The 14,894-nt window shown below is 74.4% G+C and carries 11 protein-coding genes; 8 read left to right on the forward strand and 3 right to left on the reverse strand.

Going from position 1 to position 14,894, the window contains the following annotated elements; genetic code table 11:
- Positions 1 to 65 precede the first annotated feature (65 nt).
- From OG500_RS33615 to OG500_RS33625, 3 genes are read left to right on the forward strand one after another with little or no spacing between them, the layout of a single operon-like run.
- A complete protein-coding gene (locus OG500_RS33615; RefSeq protein WP_329585724.1) occupies positions 66 to 1,313 on the forward strand; it encodes a sugar ABC transporter substrate-binding protein in 1,248 nt (415 codons plus the stop codon).
- A complete protein-coding gene (locus OG500_RS33620) occupies positions 1,310 to 2,377 on the forward strand; it encodes a carbohydrate ABC transporter permease (protein ID WP_327070614.1) in 1,068 nt (355 codons plus the stop codon). The genes OG500_RS33615 and OG500_RS33620 overlap by 4 nt, the downstream gene beginning before the upstream one ends.
- A complete protein-coding gene (locus OG500_RS33625; RefSeq protein ID WP_327070615.1) occupies positions 2,374 to 3,270 on the forward strand; it encodes a carbohydrate ABC transporter permease in 897 nt (298 codons plus the stop codon). The genes OG500_RS33620 and OG500_RS33625 overlap by 4 nt, the downstream gene beginning before the upstream one ends.
- A gap of 22 nt (positions 3,271 to 3,292) precedes the next feature.
- Here OG500_RS33625 and OG500_RS33630 read toward each other — a convergent pair whose 3' ends face one another.
- Both OG500_RS33630 and OG500_RS33635 read right to left on the reverse strand, forming a co-directional pair.
- The gene (locus OG500_RS33630; protein ID WP_329585728.1) at positions 3,293 to 4,066 is read right to left on the reverse strand and encodes an SDR family NAD(P)-dependent oxidoreductase; all 774 of its coding nucleotides are present in this window, start codon (positions 4,064 to 4,066) and stop codon (positions 3,293 to 3,295) included.
- Positions 4,067 to 4,168: 102 nt separating this feature from the next.
- Positions 4,169 to 4,750 carry a TetR/AcrR family transcriptional regulator gene (locus tag OG500_RS33635; RefSeq protein WP_329585731.1) on the reverse strand — a complete coding sequence of 194 codons (582 nt, stop codon included), beginning with the start codon at positions 4,748 to 4,750 and terminating at the stop codon, positions 4,169 to 4,171.
- Between the two features lie 212 nt (positions 4,751 to 4,962).
- On the opposite strand from OG500_RS33635, the gene OG500_RS33640 reads away from it, so the two are divergent.
- Both OG500_RS33640 and OG500_RS33645 read left to right on the forward strand, forming a co-directional pair.
- Entirely contained in the window at positions 4,963 to 5,232 is a 270-nt protein-coding gene (locus OG500_RS33640) for a hypothetical protein (protein ID WP_327070618.1), read from the forward strand.
- Positions 5,233 to 5,339: 107 nt separating this feature from the next.
- Positions 5,340 to 6,017: a response regulator transcription factor gene (locus tag OG500_RS33645; RefSeq protein ID WP_327070619.1), complete on the forward strand. Its 678-nt coding sequence runs from the start codon at positions 5,340 to 5,342 to the stop codon at positions 6,015 to 6,017.
- Between the two features lie 92 nt (positions 6,018 to 6,109).
- Here the strand turns inward: OG500_RS33645 and OG500_RS33650 are convergent, their stop codons facing one another.
- Positions 6,110 to 7,615 carry an FAD/NAD(P)-binding protein gene (locus OG500_RS33650; protein WP_327070620.1) on the reverse strand — a complete coding sequence of 502 codons (1,506 nt, stop codon included), beginning with the start codon at positions 7,613 to 7,615 and terminating at the stop codon, positions 6,110 to 6,112.
- Positions 7,616 to 7,951: 336 nt separating this feature from the next.
- On the opposite strand from OG500_RS33650, the gene OG500_RS33655 reads away from it, so the two are divergent.
- From OG500_RS33655 to OG500_RS33665, 3 genes are all read left to right on the forward strand, one after another.
- Positions 7,952 to 11,272: a type 2 lanthipeptide synthetase LanM family protein gene (locus tag OG500_RS33655; RefSeq protein ID WP_329585737.1), complete on the forward strand. Its 3,321-nt coding sequence runs from the start codon at positions 7,952 to 7,954 to the stop codon at positions 11,270 to 11,272.
- Positions 11,273 to 11,467: 195 nt separating this feature from the next.
- Positions 11,468 to 11,680: a hypothetical protein gene (locus OG500_RS33660; protein WP_327070622.1), complete on the forward strand. Its 213-nt coding sequence runs from the start codon at positions 11,468 to 11,470 to the stop codon at positions 11,678 to 11,680.
- A 132-nt stretch (positions 11,681 to 11,812) separates the two neighbouring features.
- The gene (locus tag OG500_RS33665; protein WP_329585740.1) at positions 11,813 to 14,884 is read left to right on the forward strand and encodes a helix-turn-helix transcriptional regulator; all 3,072 of its coding nucleotides are present in this window, start codon (positions 11,813 to 11,815) and stop codon (positions 14,882 to 14,884) included.
- The last annotated feature ends 10 nt before the right edge of the window (positions 14,885 to 14,894 follow it).

The following is a 14,894-nucleotide window of genomic DNA, read 5'->3' on the forward strand; positions in this document are numbered from 1 at the left end:
GCGGGCCCGTCCGGAGCACCGCCCCCATCCCTCGCACCACCGGATCTGACGCTCGGAGGACGACCATGCGCCGCATAGCCCTTCTTCCCCTCGCGGTCGGCGGACTGACGCTCACCATGCTCGCCACGGCCTGCTCCTCGGGCTTCGGCAAGACCGCTGCCAGTCAGCAGAGTTCGGGCAAACAGCAGCTCACCGTGCTGATCGCCACCTCCGGCGCCGCGGAGACCGACGCGGTGAAGGCGGCCACCGCCGCCTGGGCGAAGTCGACCGGCAACGGTGTCACGGTGGACGTCGCGCAGAACATGGACCAGCAGCTGGGCCAGGCCTTCGCCGGCGACAACCCGCCCGACGTCTTCTACGTCTCCTCCGACCAGTTCTCCACCTACGCCGAGCGCGGTGCCCTCTACGCCTACGGCGACCAGCTCAAGGACCGCGACTCCTTCAGCCCCACCCTGCTCGGCGCGTTCAGCTACGGCGGCAAGCTCTACTGCGCGCCCAAGGACCAGTCGACGCTCGCGCTGGCGATCAACACCGACCTGTGGCACAAGGCCGGGCTGACCGACGCCGACTACCCCAAGACCTGGGACCAGTTGGCGGCGGTGGCCGGCAAGCTCACCGGCAACGGTGTCACGGGCCTGTCGGTGAACGCCGACTACAACGAGCTCGGCGGCTTCTTCAAGCAGGCGGGCGGCTGGCTGACCAACGCCGACCAGACCAAGATGACGGCGAGCGACCAGAGCAACGTCCAGGCCCTGGGCTACGTCAAGAAGTTGCTGACCGACGGGGTGCTGAAGTTCCCCAAGGACCTGGACGCGGGCTGGGGCGGCGAGGCCTTCGGCAAGGGCAGGGCCGCGATGACCATCGAGGGCAACTGGCTTGCCGGCGCGATGGCCAAGGACTACCCGAACACCCCGTACACGCTCGTCCCGCTGCCCGAGGGGCCGGCCGGCAAGGGCACGATGGACTTCACCGACTGCTGGGGCGTGGCCGCCAAGAGCCGGCACCAGGCGGCGGCGGTCGCACTGATCAACGAACTCACCAGCGACAGCAACCAGTTGACCTTTGCCAGGACGGTCGGCGTGATGCCCTCCAAGCAGACGCTGCTGACCACCTTCAAGCAGCAGGACCCGAAGTCCACCGCCTGGGCCGACGGCACCTCCTACGCCCAACTCCCGGTGAACGCACCCAATATGCGCCAGGTGATGGCCCAGTTCAACTCCTCGCTCGCGCAGTTGGCGACCAGCGACCCGGCCAAGCTGCTGGCCGACCTGCAGAAGAACGGCGAGAGCGCGCTGAGCGGAAGCGCCCGGTGAGAGCGCCTGCCGCCACCCGCGGCCAGGGCCCGTGGGGCTGGCTCTTCGTCAGCCCGATGGTGGTGATCCTCGGACTCTTCCTGGTGCTGCCCGTCGTGATGGCGCTCTGGGTCAGCCTGTTGAACTGGGACGGCCAGTCCAACCCGTTCTCCGGCGCCGCCGACTTCGTGGGCCTGCGCAACTACCAGGACCTCTTCACGCACGACGGCCTGACCCGCACGCTCTTCATGACCTCGCTGCGCAACAACCTCTACTACGTGCTGCTGGTCGTCCCGCTGCAGACCGGCCTCGCCCTCCTGCTGGCGCTGGCCGTCAACCAGCGGCGGCTGCGCGGCAAGGGCCTGTTCCGCACCGCGTTCTACTTCCCGTCGGTGACCAGCTCGATCGCGGTCTCCACCGTGTTCCTCTTCCTCTTCCAGAGCAGCGGTGCGGTCAACAGCCTGCTCAAGTGGGTCGGCATCAAGGGGCCGAACTGGTTCACCGACGCGCGCGGCCTGGTCTGGGTGGTGCTCGGCGGCCTCGGCGTGGTCGACCCGGCCGCCCCGCCCGCCGCGCTGGCCGACCACGGCATGCTCGGACTCTCCTGGTGGGACTGGCTCTCCGGGCCGTCGATCGCGATGTGCACCATCATCTTCCTGGTCGTCTGGACCACCTCGGGCACCTTCATGCTGATGTTCCTCGCGGCCCTGCAGGACATCCCCGAGGCGCAGTTGGAGTCGGCCAGGCTGGATGGCGCCAACCGGCGCCAGGTGCTGCGCCATGTCATCGTGCCGGCCCTGCGACCGGTCCTCTTCCTGGTCGTCACCCTTGGCCTGATCGGGACTTGGCAGGTCTTCGACCAGGTGTACGTGATGAGCCAGGGCGCACCCGCCAACACCACGCTGACCCCGGCCTACCTCTCCTACAGCGTGAGCTTCAAGGACGCGCAGTACGGCACGGGCGCGGCGATCTCCTTCGTGCTGCTGGCGATCATCCTGCTGATGACCGGGCTGCAACGCCTGGTGTTGCGCGAACGCGACGGGCGCGGCACCGGCAGGAGCCGGGTCCGGAGGGCAGGCCGATGAGCGCGCCGACCGACCGGCGGGGCACACCGGCCGGCCCGCCCCGGCGCACCCGCTCCGGCACGCCGCCGCTGCTCGGCACACTCCTGCTGTCGCTGCTGGCGCTGGTCTTCCTGCTGCCCTTCGTGCTCCAGCTGGCCACCACCTTCAAGACCGACCCGCAGGCCGCCTCCGCGCCGCTGAGCCTGATCCCGCACCCGTTCACGCTGGCCAGCTACAAGCAGCTGTTCGGCGGTGGCGGCTCGGACGCCGTCCCGTTCACCACCTGGCTGGGCAACTCGGTGCTGGTCACCACGGTGGTCACGCTCGGGCGGGTGTTCCTCGACTCGCTGGCCGGCTACGCGCTGGCCCGGCTGCGCTTCCCGGGCCGGGGCCTGCTGACGGTGGCGCTGATCTCGGTGATGGCCGTGCCGGGCGTGGTGCTGATGATCCCCAAGTTCCTGGTGGTGCAGTACCTCGGGATCTACGACAGCTACACCGCGATGATCGTGCCGCTGCTGGTGGACGCGGTCGGCGTCTTCATCATGAAGCAGTTCTTCGAGTCGGTCCCGCGCGAGATCGAGGAGGCCGCCCGGGTGGACGGTGCGGGCGTCTGGCGCACCTACTGGTCGGTGATCCTGCCGATGGCCAGGCCCGCGCTGATCACCCTCACCGTCCTGTCGTTCCAGGGCTCCTGGAACGAGTTCACCCACTTCGTGGTCACCACCCAGTCGGCCGGCCACGCCACCCTGACCACCGGCCTGGTGCAGTTCGTCTCCGGCGGCCTGGGCTCGGGCACCCAGTACCCGCTCAAGCTGACCGCCGCGCTGCTGGCCACCATTCCGGTGGCGGTCGTCTTCTTCGTCTTCCAGCGCCACTTCGTGCGGGGCGGCAGTTCGGGGGCGGTCAAGGAGTGAGGCGCCGCACCGCAGGGACCGGTCAGGCCGCCGAGCCGCTGTCGATCACCAGGTCGGTGCCGACGACCGCACCGGCCGCGTCCGAGGCCAGGTAGAGGACGGCCGCCGCCACCTCGGCCACCTGCGCGACCCGGCCCAGCGGCGTCTCGGCCTTCATCCGGTCCGCCCGCTGCGCCTCGCTCTCGCCCGGGCGCAGCGACATGCTGGTAGCGGACGCACCGGGGCTGACGGCGTTGATCCGCACGCCGTCGCCGATGTGGTCGAGCGCGGCGCCCCTGGTCAGCGCCGAGACGGCGGCCTTGCTGGTCGCGTAGGCGACTACGTTGGGGATCCGCCGGTGGGCGCCGAGGTTGGAGGCGATGTTGACGATCGCGCCGCCGCCGTGCGCCTTCATGTGGGCGATCTCGTGCTTCATGGCCAGCCAGACGCCGGTGACGTTGGTCTCCAGCAGCTCCTGCCAGTCCGCGTGCGCGACCTCGGCCACCGGGCCGACGCCGCGCAGGATCCCGGCGTTGTTGACGGCCACGTCGAGTCCGCCGAACGCCTCGACCGTCCGCCGCACCAGCGCCTCGACCTCGGCGGGACGCGTGGTGTCGGCCACCACCGCCAGGCCCCGGCCGCCCGCGGCCTCGATCAGCCCGACCGTCTCGTCCAGGCTGTGCGCGGTGCGGCCGGCGACGGCGACCTTGGCGCCCTCGGCGGCGAAGGCGAGCGCGATGGCCCGGCCGAGGCCGGAACCGCCACCGGTGACGAGGACGGTCCGGTCGGTGAAGCGGGCGGTGCTGGTCGTGCTCATGGTGGTGGTTCCGTTTCTGTGGGTCTGACGGGATGAGCTATCTGGAATGATCGTTCCTGAATGAGTGCATGCGCCGGGGCGGGCAGGCGCGAACCGCCGGGCTCAGCCGAGCAGCGACTCCGCCTGGGCGATCGCGTCCCTGACCCGGCCGTCGTCGCCGGTGGCCTTGCCGATCACCCGCACGCCCTGCAGCAGGACCAGCAGCAGCCTTGCCAGGGCTCGCGGATCCTTGCCCGCCCCCAGCTCGCCCTGGGCCCTGGCCCGGGTCAGCGCCGAGGCCAGCAGGGTCTCCAGCTGGTCCCAGCTGGCCAGCACCCGGCGCGCCGACTCGCTGTCGTGGGAGGCGAGTTCGGCCGCCGTGTTGACGACGAAGCAGCCGCGTTCGCGCTGCTCGCCGACCGCCTCCAGGGCGAAGCGCCGCAGCAGCGCGCGCACCGCCGGCAGTGCCGGGCCCGGCTGCGAGAGCTCGGCCAGCAGGCGTGGGCCGACCAGCTCCTCGTACCGGTCGAGCGCCGCGAGGTAGAGGTCGTGCTTGCTGCCGAAGGTGGCGTACAGGCTCGCCCGGCCGACCCCGAGGCGCTCCACCAGGTCGGCCATCGAGGTGGCCTCGTAGCCGCGCTCCCAGAACAGCTCCAGGGCGGACTGCAGCGCGGCGGCGGGATCGAACTCCTTGGTCCTGGCCATGTCGGGAGCGTAGATCAATCAAGAACGTACGGTCAAGAAAGGGTGGTAGGGGCGGCGTCACGCGGTCCTGGGGTTGCCTGGTCCGGAGCTGCCCGGCCCGGGGGCGGCGGCGCTGCGGCGCCGCGGCGCCGCGGCTCAGAGCTTCCCTTGAGGCTTCCCGGGCCCCGGCGGTGCGACTCTGGGGGCAAGAGGCCTTTGCTACGGAGGTTCTGATGGACGGTCACAGCGGTGGTGGCGACTTCGGCGGCGGACACCACGGGGGACATTTCGGCGGTGGGCACCACCACGGCGGGCACCACCACGGGGGCGGACACCATCACCGGCACCACGACGGGGACGTCTCGCAGCCCCTGGTGCCGGTGAGCCGGTGGGGCTCCGGCGGGCGCGGTGGGCGCGGCGGTCGGGTGCCGAGCGGGGTCGGCCTGCTGATCGGCATCGCGGCCATCCTGGTCGTCTTCGCGATCGCGACCTTCTTCCACTGACCGCTTGCTTCCGCTGACCGCCGGCTTCCGGCGACCGCCGGGCCCACCGCCCCGGGCGCTCTCGGGCGGGCTCCGGGGCCGCTGCACCGCTCGCCTATGCTGAGGCCGTGCGCCTACTGATGGTCGAGGACGAGGAACGGCTCGCGCAGTCGCTCAGCCGGGGACTGCGAGCCGAGGGCTATGTGGTGGACGTCGTCGGCGACGGTCTGAGCGGGCTCGAACAGGCCCGCGGCGGGCAGTACGCGGCGATCGTGCTCGACCTGATGCTGCCCGGGATGAACGGCTTCCGGATCTGCCAGGAGCTGCGCCGGGACGAGAACCCGGTGCCGATCCTGATGCTCACCGCGAAGAACGGCGAGTACGACGAGGCGGAGGCGCTGGACTGCGGGGCCGACGACTTCCTCAGCAAGCCGTTCTCCTACGTGGTGCTGACCGCCCGGCTGCGGGCGCTGCTGCGGCGCGGCGCCGGCGCCCGCCCGGCCGTGCTGGAGGTGGGCGGTCTGCGGGTCGACCCGGCCGCCCGCGCCTGCACGGTGAACGGGGAGGTGCTGCGGCTGACGCCCAAGGAGTTCGGCGTCCTGGAGTGCCTGATCCGGCGCCCGGGCCAGGCGCTGTCCAAGACCGAGATCCTGGACAGCGTCTGGGACAGCGCCTTCCGCGGTGACGTCAACATCGTCGAGGTCTACGTCGCCGCGCTGCGCCGCAAGCTGGACGAGGCGGGCGCGCACTGCCTGATCGAGACCGTCCGGGGCCACGGCTACCGGCTGGTGGCCGTGGCGGGCTGAGCAGGACTCCACTCGCGGCGGGGCTCAGCGAGCGGCCCGGTTCAGCACGCAGCCCGGCTCAGCGTGCGGCCCGGTTCAGCGCGTGGCAGGGTTCAGCGCGTGGCCGGGGCCAGCGACGCCGGCGGCTCGGCGGCGGTCAGCGTGGTCAGCACGGCGTCGGCCACCTCGGCGGCCTGGCCGCGGATCTCCGGCATCGCGGTGGACTCCAGCAACTCGCCCCGGCGCAGCAGCCCCAGCGTCCACAGCGGCGCCGGTGCCTGCGGCGCGGCCGGTCGCAGCCGCCCGTCCGCCGCGGTGGCCAGCCCCAGGCCGATGGGCCCCTCGGTGGCCAGGCCGCGCTGGAACAGGGCGCGGTGCAGCGCGTCGTCACTGCTGGTCAACTCGGCCGGTGCGCCGGTGCAGTTGACCACGGCGCGGGCCGTGAGCTGCCGTCCGTCGCTCAACCGCACCCGCACCGCCCCTCCCTCGGCGGGTTCGGCGTCCGCGACCTCGGCGGCGGCGATGGTCAGCCGGCCCTGGTCGAGCAGCTCCGCGAGGGCGGCGGCGGTGGCGGGGGCCAGGCGGTGGCGGTGCACCTCCCACTGGCGCAGGTCCTCGCGCAGGAACCGGCGGCGGTCGGCCTCGGACAGGCGCTGCCACAGGGCGCTGGTGTGCGGGCGCAGGCCGTCGATGCCGGGGCGCCAGTCGCCGTGGTCGCGGCGGGCGCGGGCCAGGTGGTGGCGGATCACGCGGCGCAGCCCGGTCAGGCCGGCCGCCGTCGCGAGGCCGTCCGGAGCGCTCAACGCCGGTGCGGGGGTGGCATGGTGGCCGTGCGGGGCCAGACCGTGGCGGGACACCGCGTGCACCACCCGGCCGGGGCGGGCCAGGGAGACGGCGGTGTCGGCCATGGTCAGCCCGGTGCCGACCAGCAGTACCTCGCCGTCCGCCGGCACCGCCGCGAGCGCCCCCGGTGCCCAGGGATCGGCGACGAAGGCGGGGTGTTCGCGCAGCGCCGCCGGTGCCCAGTGCCGGCCCGGCGGGCGCAGGCCGAGTGCCAGCACGGCGGCCTGCACGCTCACCCGCTCCCCGTCGGCCAGCGTCAGCTCGACGCCCTCCGGCAGCGCGGCGGCGTCCACCACCCGCCGGCGCACGTGGTGCAGCCGGCCGTAGCCGCCGGCCGCCGCGAGGGCCTGGTGCAGCACGTGGGTGAGGTAGCGGCCGTAGGTGTGCCGGGGCAGGAAGTCGTACGGCTGGTAGCCGTCGGCCGAAGCCGGACAGGGCTCCCAGGCGGCCAGCCAGCGCAGGAAGTGGTCGGGGTCGTCGGGGAAGGCGCTCATCCCGCAGGCGGGGACGTTCAACAGGTGGCGCAGGTCCTCGGTGCCGTAGGCGACGCCGGGGCCGGTGGTCTCGGCGGGGTCGATCAGCCAGACCTCCAGCGGAAGTTGGCGCTCGGTCGCGCCGAGGAGCAGCTGCGCGGCGGTCAGCGTGCCCGCCGCGCCGGCACCCACCACCGCGACCCGGCGAACGGCCGGGCCCGGCCGCGGGGCCGAGGGCGGCGCGGGATCGGGCGCGGGGCCGGCCACGGGGTCGGCGACCTGCTGCGACGTGCTGGCGTTCATGGGAGGGAGCCCCTTTCGGAAGCGGACCGTCCGACAACTGCGGGGCACCCACCGAACGTTCGGTCCGCGACTGGCAGACGGGTGCCCGCACTCATCATGCTCGTGTCACCGGGCAAAATCAGCGGAATGTGCCATCCCCACCCGGCCGGGTGCCGCGCCCCGCCGGCGGCCGCCGCCATCAGGCACGTCGCGAGCTGGCACGTCGCGAGCAGGCCCACCGCGAGCAGGCTCTCCGCAGTCAGCCCGCCGCAGTCGGCCCGTCGCCATCAGGGCCGCCGCAAATATGGGGGCCGACCCCCCATGTCGCCCCACCGGTGCAATGGCATGCTCGGTGGCATGACCGAGGCGGGGACGGCCGACAGCACGGCGCAACAGGAGACACCCTGGTGGGTGCGGGGTGTGGCTCTCACCGAACGGCTGCGCTGCGGGCCGCCGTCCGGGCAGCACGGCGGGTCGCCCGACCCGGCGGAACGGGCGAACCGGCGGCTGAGCCGGTGGCGTGCGGACTTCGCCCAACCGGGCCTGTTCGCCGCCCGGCTGGGCGAGGTGGGCCTCGACGAGGAGGGACTTCGCACCCTGCTCGCCGAGGCCCCCGAGACCCTGGCCGCCCGTCTGGAGCGCCCCGACTGGGCCGAGACGGTGGAACGGGTGCTCGCCGCGGCCCCGCCCCGACTGCCCGCCGGCGGCCGCGCGTTCACCTGGGACGAGGGTTTCAGCGCGATCCTCGCCCCCTTCACCGAGGACGCCACCGATCAGCTGCTCGCCGCCGCCCGCGCGGCGGGCCTCGCGTCGGTCGCCGATCTGCGGGCCCTGGGGGACTGCTTCCGCGGCCAGCTGAGCAGTCGGCTGGTCCACCTGGCCCGGCGCACCCTGGTGCTGGAGCTCAACGTGCTGCGGGTCAGTGAGCGCCTGGTCGGCGAGACCCCGGAGCGCCGCTTCGCCGACTTCGTGCACCGCACCGGCGAGCGCGCCGGGCTGGCCGCACTGCTCACCGAGTACCCGGTGCTGGCCCGCCTGCTGGCGCAGCGCGCCGGACACGCCGTCGCGGCCTGGCGCGAGCTGCTGGAGCGGTTCCGGGCCGACCGCGCCGAGCTGGTGGCCACCCTGCTCGGCGGTCGCAACCCCGGTGCGCTGACCGAGATCGACCTGAGCGCCGGCGACAGCCACGACGGGGGCCGGGCGGTGGCGCTGCTGCGCTTCGCCTCCGGCGACCGACTGGTCTACAAGCCCCGGCCGCAGGCCGTGCACGGGCACTTCAACTCCGCGCTGCGCTGGCTCAACACCCGGCTGCCCAACGTCGATCTGCGGGTGCTGCGGCTGCTGGAGCGGCCCGGCTACGGCTGGCTGGAGTACGCCGCCGCCGCGCCGTGCACCTGGGCCGCCCAGCTGGACAGCTTCTACTACCGCACCGGCGCGCTGCTCGCGCTGCTGCACGCGCTGGGCGGCACCGACGTCCACTACGAGAACCTGATCGCCTGCGCGGACCAGCCGGTGCTGGTCGACCTGGAGACGCTCTTCCACCCCGCGCTGACCCCGCCCGGCGCCACCGGCGGCGACCCGGCGCTGCACGCCCTGCACCGCTCGGTCTACCGGATCGCGCTGCTGCCGCACCTGCGGGTGGGCGAACGCGGCTCGCTGGACGTCTCCGGGCTCGGCGGCGACAAGGGCCGCCCGCTGCCCGGCGACGCGGTGGGCTGGCAGGCGCCCGGCACCGACGAGATGCTGCTGGTCCGGGCCCCGTCGGTGTTCCGCGGCGCCGACAACCGGCCCAGCTGGAACGGCACCGACGCCGACCCCGGCACCTTCACCGAGCCGCTGCTGGCCGGGTTCCGGGCCGGCTACGAGACGATCAGCGCCCACCGCGGCGAACTGACCGGCCCCAGCGGCCTGCTGGCGCGCTTCGCCGAGGACCGCACCCGGGTGGTGGTCCGCGACACCCAGCGCTACGCCACCCTGCTCGACGAGTCGACCCACCCCGACGTGCTGCGCGACGCGCTGGACCGGGACCGGCTGCTCGACCTGCTGTGGCGGGAGTCGGCCGGGGACCAGGCCCGCTGGCCGCTGGTCGGCGCCGAGCTGGCCGAGCTGTGGGCGGGCGACATCCCGCTGCTGACCTGCCGCCCCACCGCGGCGCGGCCCGCGATCGGCGGGGCCACCACCGCCGCCGCGTTCGCCGAGAGCGGCCTGGACCGGGTGACCGACCAGCTGCACGCGATGAGCCGGACCGACCGCTACGACCAGGAGTGGATCATCCGCGCCTCGCTCGCCACCCGCTGGGAGGGCGACGCCCACCAGGTGGGCACGCCGCTGACCGGCCGCCAGGAGGGCACCGTCCCCGACCCCGAGCGGCTGCTGGCCGCCGCGTGCGGCATCGCCGACCAGATCCTGACCGGGGCGCACGACGACGGCAGCCGGGTCAACTGGCTGACGCTGGAGCCGATCGAGGACCGCCACTGGGCGGTGATGCCGCAGGGCGCGGGCCTGGCCAACGGCTACTGCGGCACGGCGCTCTTCCTGGCCCAGCTCGCCGACCTGACCGGGATCGAGCGGTACGCCGCCGTCGCCCGGCGGGCGCTGCGCCCGGTGCCCGAGGTGCTGGCCGCGCTGGCCGCCGACCCGGAGCAGCTGGCGGCGGTCGGCTGCGGCGGCTTCGAGGGGCTGGGCGGCATCTCCTACGCCCTCAGCCAGCTGTCCGGTCTGCTGGACGACCCCGAGATCGCCGGCTGGACCGAGCAGGCGGTGCTGCTGACGGCCCGTTCGGTGGCGGCCGTTGCCGCCGACCTCGGCGGCCGGCCCGGGGAGTGCCGGGAGCACACGGGGGAGGGGGCCTGGCACGGCGACGAGTACGGCGTGCTGACCGGGCTGGCGGGCTGCCTGGCGGCGATGGTCGCGGTGCACCGCACCAGCGGGGTGGGGCTGGCGCTCGACACCGCGGAGCGCTGCGCCTGGCAGCTGGCCGGGCTGCCGGCCGCCGGCTGCGCCCCGAGCGGCTTCGCGAGCGGCCGGGCCGGCGTGGGCTGGTCGCTGCTGCGGTTCGCGGCGGCCGGCGGCGGCCAGGAGTACGCGGAGCTGGGCCAGCGGCAGTTGGAGCGGGCGATCGCGGCCCACTCGGTGGCCGGCCACGCGGCGGCCGGCCGGACCTCGCACCCGCCGTCCGGCCGGGCACCCGCGGGGCGCCCGCACACCGGCCCGTCGGCACCGGGGCGTGGCGCGGGCACCCGGGACCGGGGCGAGGAGCCGGGGGGACCGGCGGTCGCCGGCTGGTGCGGCGGTGTGGCGGGCCTTGCCCTGGCCGTGGCCGACAGCCGGGCCGTCGCCCCGCCGCCGGGCCTGGCCGCCTTCGTCGAGCGCACCGTCGCCGCGCTCGCGGACCAGGGACCGCTGCCCAACCACAGCCTGTGCCACGGCGAACTGGGCTCGCTCGAACTGCTGCTGACGGCGGGACCGGACGGCCGCACCATGGCCGGTCCCGCCGTCGCCCGGGCCGGGGCGCTGCTGACCTCGCTGGACCGGCTCGGTCCGCAGTGCGGCACGCCCAACCGGGTCAGCAGCCCCGGGCTGCTCAACGGACTGGCCGGAATCGGCCACGGGCTGCTTCGCCTCGGCTTCGGCACCCGGATACCCTCGGTGCTCCTGCTCCAGTCACCACCACGGTGAACCCGCTGCCGCGCCCGGCCGCCGCGCACCTTCGCGGTGAACCGTCACCACCGGTGCGGCCGTTGTCCCGTTGTCCCCCCGTCCGCCTACCCGACCGCCACCACACCTGAACCGGCCGTGCGTCACCACCACCACGTCGTACGGCCACCAGCGCGGCTCGACCCCGCCGCGCGGCTGCCCACGGGAAGGAAAGCCATGAACGTCGAAGAACTGGTCCGGTACTGGAAGGACCCGGATGCCCGGACGGGCGCCGCCCACGTCCACCCGGCCGGCGAGATCACCTTGGAGGACCGCCCCGGTACCGGCCGGCGGGCCGCCGTGCTGGCGGGCCTGACCGCTTCGGCGGCGCTCGGCCGTGGCAGCACCACCCTGATGCCGAACGGAACCAGCGTCTCCAGTCCCTGCTGACCGTCCTGTCGGCGACCGTCCCCTGCTGAGCATCCGCCACCCGGCAGCCGAGGTGCACTCTCCACCTCAGCTGTCGGGGTGGCCGGGACACCCACCATGGCGGATGACAGAGGCGGGCGATAGCCTCCGGCCATGCTGACCACATCGCCCGTGCTGGTCGGGCGGGACGAGGAACTCGCGCTCGTCGAAGCCTCCCTGCAGGCCGCCCGGCAGGGGGCGGGCCGCGCTGTCTTCCTGCTCGGCGACGCGGGAATAGGCAAGTCGCGGCTCGCCTCCGAGAGTGCGTTCCGCGCGGTGGCGAGCGGTCTGGCGGTGCTGCGCGGGCGCAGCAGTGCCACCGGTGCCGCCATGCCGTTCCGCCCGATCGCCGAGGCCCTGCTCTCCCTGTTCCGGATCGGCGGCCCGCCGCAGGACCCCGAACTGGCCCCCTACCGCTCGGCGCTGGGCGGCCTGGTGCCCGAGTGGCGCGGCGCCAACCCGCCGGACGGGACCACCTCGCTGGTCGAGACGGCCGAGGCGGTGCTGCGCCTGCTCGCCGCGGTCGGCCGCGATCCGAGCTCGGGTCAGGAACCGGGCTGCCTGCTGGTGATCGAGGACCTGCACGACGCGGACGCCGAGACCCTCTCGGTGATCGAGTACCTGGTCGACAACCTCGCCGGGCTGCCGGTCTTCCTGCTGGTCACGCTGCGCCCGGGGGCCGGGGCGGCCGACGACCTGGCCCGCGCGGCCGGCCGGCGGCGCAGCGCCGTGCTGGCCGAGCTGCGAGCGCTGACGCCCGACCAGGTGCGGCTGGTGGCCGAGTCCTGCCTGGGCGCCGGGGCGGGACAGCTCCCGCAGCCGCTGACCGACAAGCTGGTCCAGGACTCCGAGGGCAATCCCTTCGTGGTCGAGGAGCTGCTCAGCGGCATGGTGGCGGCCAATGTGCTGCTCGGTGGCGCGGACGGCTGGCGGGTCAGCGGCGACCTGTCCATCGACGTGCCGGCCACCGTGGTGCACAGCGTGGCCCAGCGGGTGGGCCGGCTCAGCCCGGTCGGCCGCGAACTGCTGCACTCCGCGGCCGTGCTGGGCCGGCGCTTCGCCCTGCCGGTGCTCAAACTGGTGACCGGCCTGGACGACCGCAGCCTGCTGGTCCACCTGCGGGCCGGCATCGACGCCCAGCTGATCTCGCCCAGCGGTCCGGTGGCCGACTGGTACGAGTTCCGGCACGCCCTGACCACCGAGGCCCTGCTGGCCGACCTGCTGCCGGGCGAGCGCGCCGACATCGCGGTGCGCGCCGCCGCCGCGGTGGAGCAGGCCTACCCCGGCCTGCCGGGCGACTGGTGCCAGCAGGTCGCCGTACTGCGACTGACCGCCGGTGACACCCGCGGCGCCGCCCTGCTCTTCGCCCAGGCCGGCCAGGCAGCGCTCCGCGACGGCGCGGTGACCTCGGCGGTCTCGCTGCTGGAGCACGCCCACGCGCTGATCTCCGGTTCCGGGCCGAGCGACGAGGCCGGCACGGTCCTGGAGGCCCTGATCTACACCCTGGTGGAGACCGGCCGCCTGGACCGGGCCCTGGAACTGGCCGACACCCTTCCGCTGACCGGCCCCGGCGCGCTGGACGACGCCCGTGCCGCCGCGCTGCACACCCGCCTCGCCTGGGGCGCGGTCTCGGCGCTGCGCCACGAGGAGGCCGCCGCCCGGGTCGCGCTGGTGCGGCGCCTGCTCGGCCGGTTCGACAGCGGCTCGATCACCCCGGCGCTGGACGTGGTGGAGGCCAACCTGGTCCTCGCCGGCTTCGGTGAGGCGAGCAGGGCGGGTGGTGCGGGTGGTGTGAGTGCTGCTGACGGGACGGGCAGCGCTGTCGGGACGGCGGGTGCGGGTGCGGCAGCCGGGGAGGCCGGGGAGCACCGGACCAGCCAGGCCGAACGGCTGGCCCGCCGCTCGGCCGACGACGCCGAACGGGCCGGGCTGCCGGAAGTGGCCTGCCAGGCCCTGCAGTTCCTCGCGCTGCTGGAGCGACGGCACGGCTTCGACCGCGCGGACGCCTGCCTGGAGCGGCTGCTCGCGCTGGCCACCCGGCACGGCCTGACCACCTGGCGGCTGGACGCGCTGCTGCGGCTGGGTGCCAACGAGTTCATGCGCAACGGCACCAGCGAGCAACTGGCCCGCGCCCACCGCGCGGCGGTCGAGCTCGGCGCGATCGTGCTCGGGCACACCGCCGAGGCCACCATGGCCAGCCAGGCCGTCTTCCGCGGCGAGTACGCCACCGCCCGGGCGCTGACCGACCGCTGTGCCGAGGCCACCGCCCGGCTGGGCCACGTCGACAACCACCAGTACCTGCTGCTCACCCGGGCCGCCCTGGCCGCACACCAGGGCCGGCGCCGCGAGATGGAGCAGCAACTGGCCGAGTTCCACCGCTGGGACGGCGACCGCTCGCTCAAGATGCCGCTGGTCTTCGGCAACTGCCGCGCGATGTGCTCGCTGCTGGAGGAGGACCGCGAGCAGGCGCTGACCGAGCTGGACAACGCCCGCGCCTGGGAGGACGAGAACCCGACCGTCTTCTACTTCAACGGCCGCTACGGACTGCGCCCGCTGCTGCGGGTGCTGACCGGGCGGGCCACCGAGGCCGAGCACGAGCTGGTGCGCCTCGACCCGGGCGCCGGGCTGCTCTGGAACCGGCAGTTCGAGCGGCTGGCCTACGCCGTGCACCAGGGCCGGGCGGGCCGGACCGAGGAGGCCGAGCGGGCGGTCGCCCAGGCCCGCGAGGCCTCCGCGCCCTTCCTGATGGCCCGCCACCTGGGCCTGCGGCTGGTCGCGGAGGCCGCGCTGGCCGACGGCTGGGGCGATCCGGTGCCCTGGCTGCGCACGGCGGAGGAGTACTTCCACGGCGCGGGCGTCCCCGCCGTCGCCAGCGCCTGCCGCGACCTGCTGCGCCGCGCCGGCGCGACCGTCCCGCAGCGCCGCTCGGGCTCCGACCGGGTACCGCCGGAGCTGCGCCGCCAGGGCCTGACGGCCCGTGAGTACGAGGTGCTGCTGCTGCTCGGGCCGCGCCTGGGCAACCAGGAGATCGCCGGGCGGCTGTACATCTCGCCGCGGACGGTGGAGAAGCACGTCGCGAGCCTGCTGACCAAGACCGGTCAGTCCCACCGCGCGGCGCTGTGCGACTACGCGGCGCGGTTCGGCCCGGTGGACGCCGACTCGTCGGACGAGCCGCTGGCGCGGTAGGGCGTCCCTT

Origin of the sequence: Kitasatospora sp. NBC_01250 (assembly GCF_036226465.1) — a bacterium.
In the GTDB taxonomy this organism is placed as follows: Bacteria; Actinomycetota; Actinomycetes; order Streptomycetales; family Streptomycetaceae; genus Kitasatospora.

What these genes read in the sequence shown, in the direction of transcription:
- OG500_RS33615 (WP_329585724.1), top strand. Translation starts at nt 66, where the DNA reads ATGCGCCGCATAGCCCTTCTTCCCCTCGCGGTCGGCGGACTGACGCTC.
- OG500_RS33625 (WP_327070615.1), top strand. Translation starts at nt 2,374, where the DNA reads ATGAGCGCGCCGACCGACCGGCGGGGCACACCGGCCGGCCCGCCCCGG.
- OG500_RS33630 (WP_329585728.1), bottom strand. Translation starts at nt 4,066, where the DNA reads ATGAGCACGACCAGCACCGCCCGCTTCACCGACCGGACCGTCCTCGTC.
- OG500_RS33635 (WP_329585731.1), bottom strand. Translation starts at nt 4,750, where the DNA reads ATGGCCAGGACCAAGGAGTTCGATCCCGCCGCCGCGCTGCAGTCCGCC.
- OG500_RS33640 (WP_327070618.1), top strand. Translation starts at nt 4,963, where the DNA reads ATGGACGGTCACAGCGGTGGTGGCGACTTCGGCGGCGGACACCACGGG.
- OG500_RS33650 (WP_327070620.1), bottom strand. Translation starts at nt 7,615, where the DNA reads ATGAACGCCAGCACGTCGCAGCAGGTCGCCGACCCCGTGGCCGGCCCC.
- OG500_RS33655 (WP_329585737.1), top strand. Translation starts at nt 7,952, where the DNA reads ATGACCGAGGCGGGGACGGCCGACAGCACGGCGCAACAGGAGACACCC.
- OG500_RS33660 (WP_327070622.1), top strand. Translation starts at nt 11,468, where the DNA reads ATGAACGTCGAAGAACTGGTCCGGTACTGGAAGGACCCGGATGCCCGG.
- OG500_RS33665 (WP_329585740.1), top strand. Translation starts at nt 11,813, where the DNA reads ATGCTGACCACATCGCCCGTGCTGGTCGGGCGGGACGAGGAACTCGCG.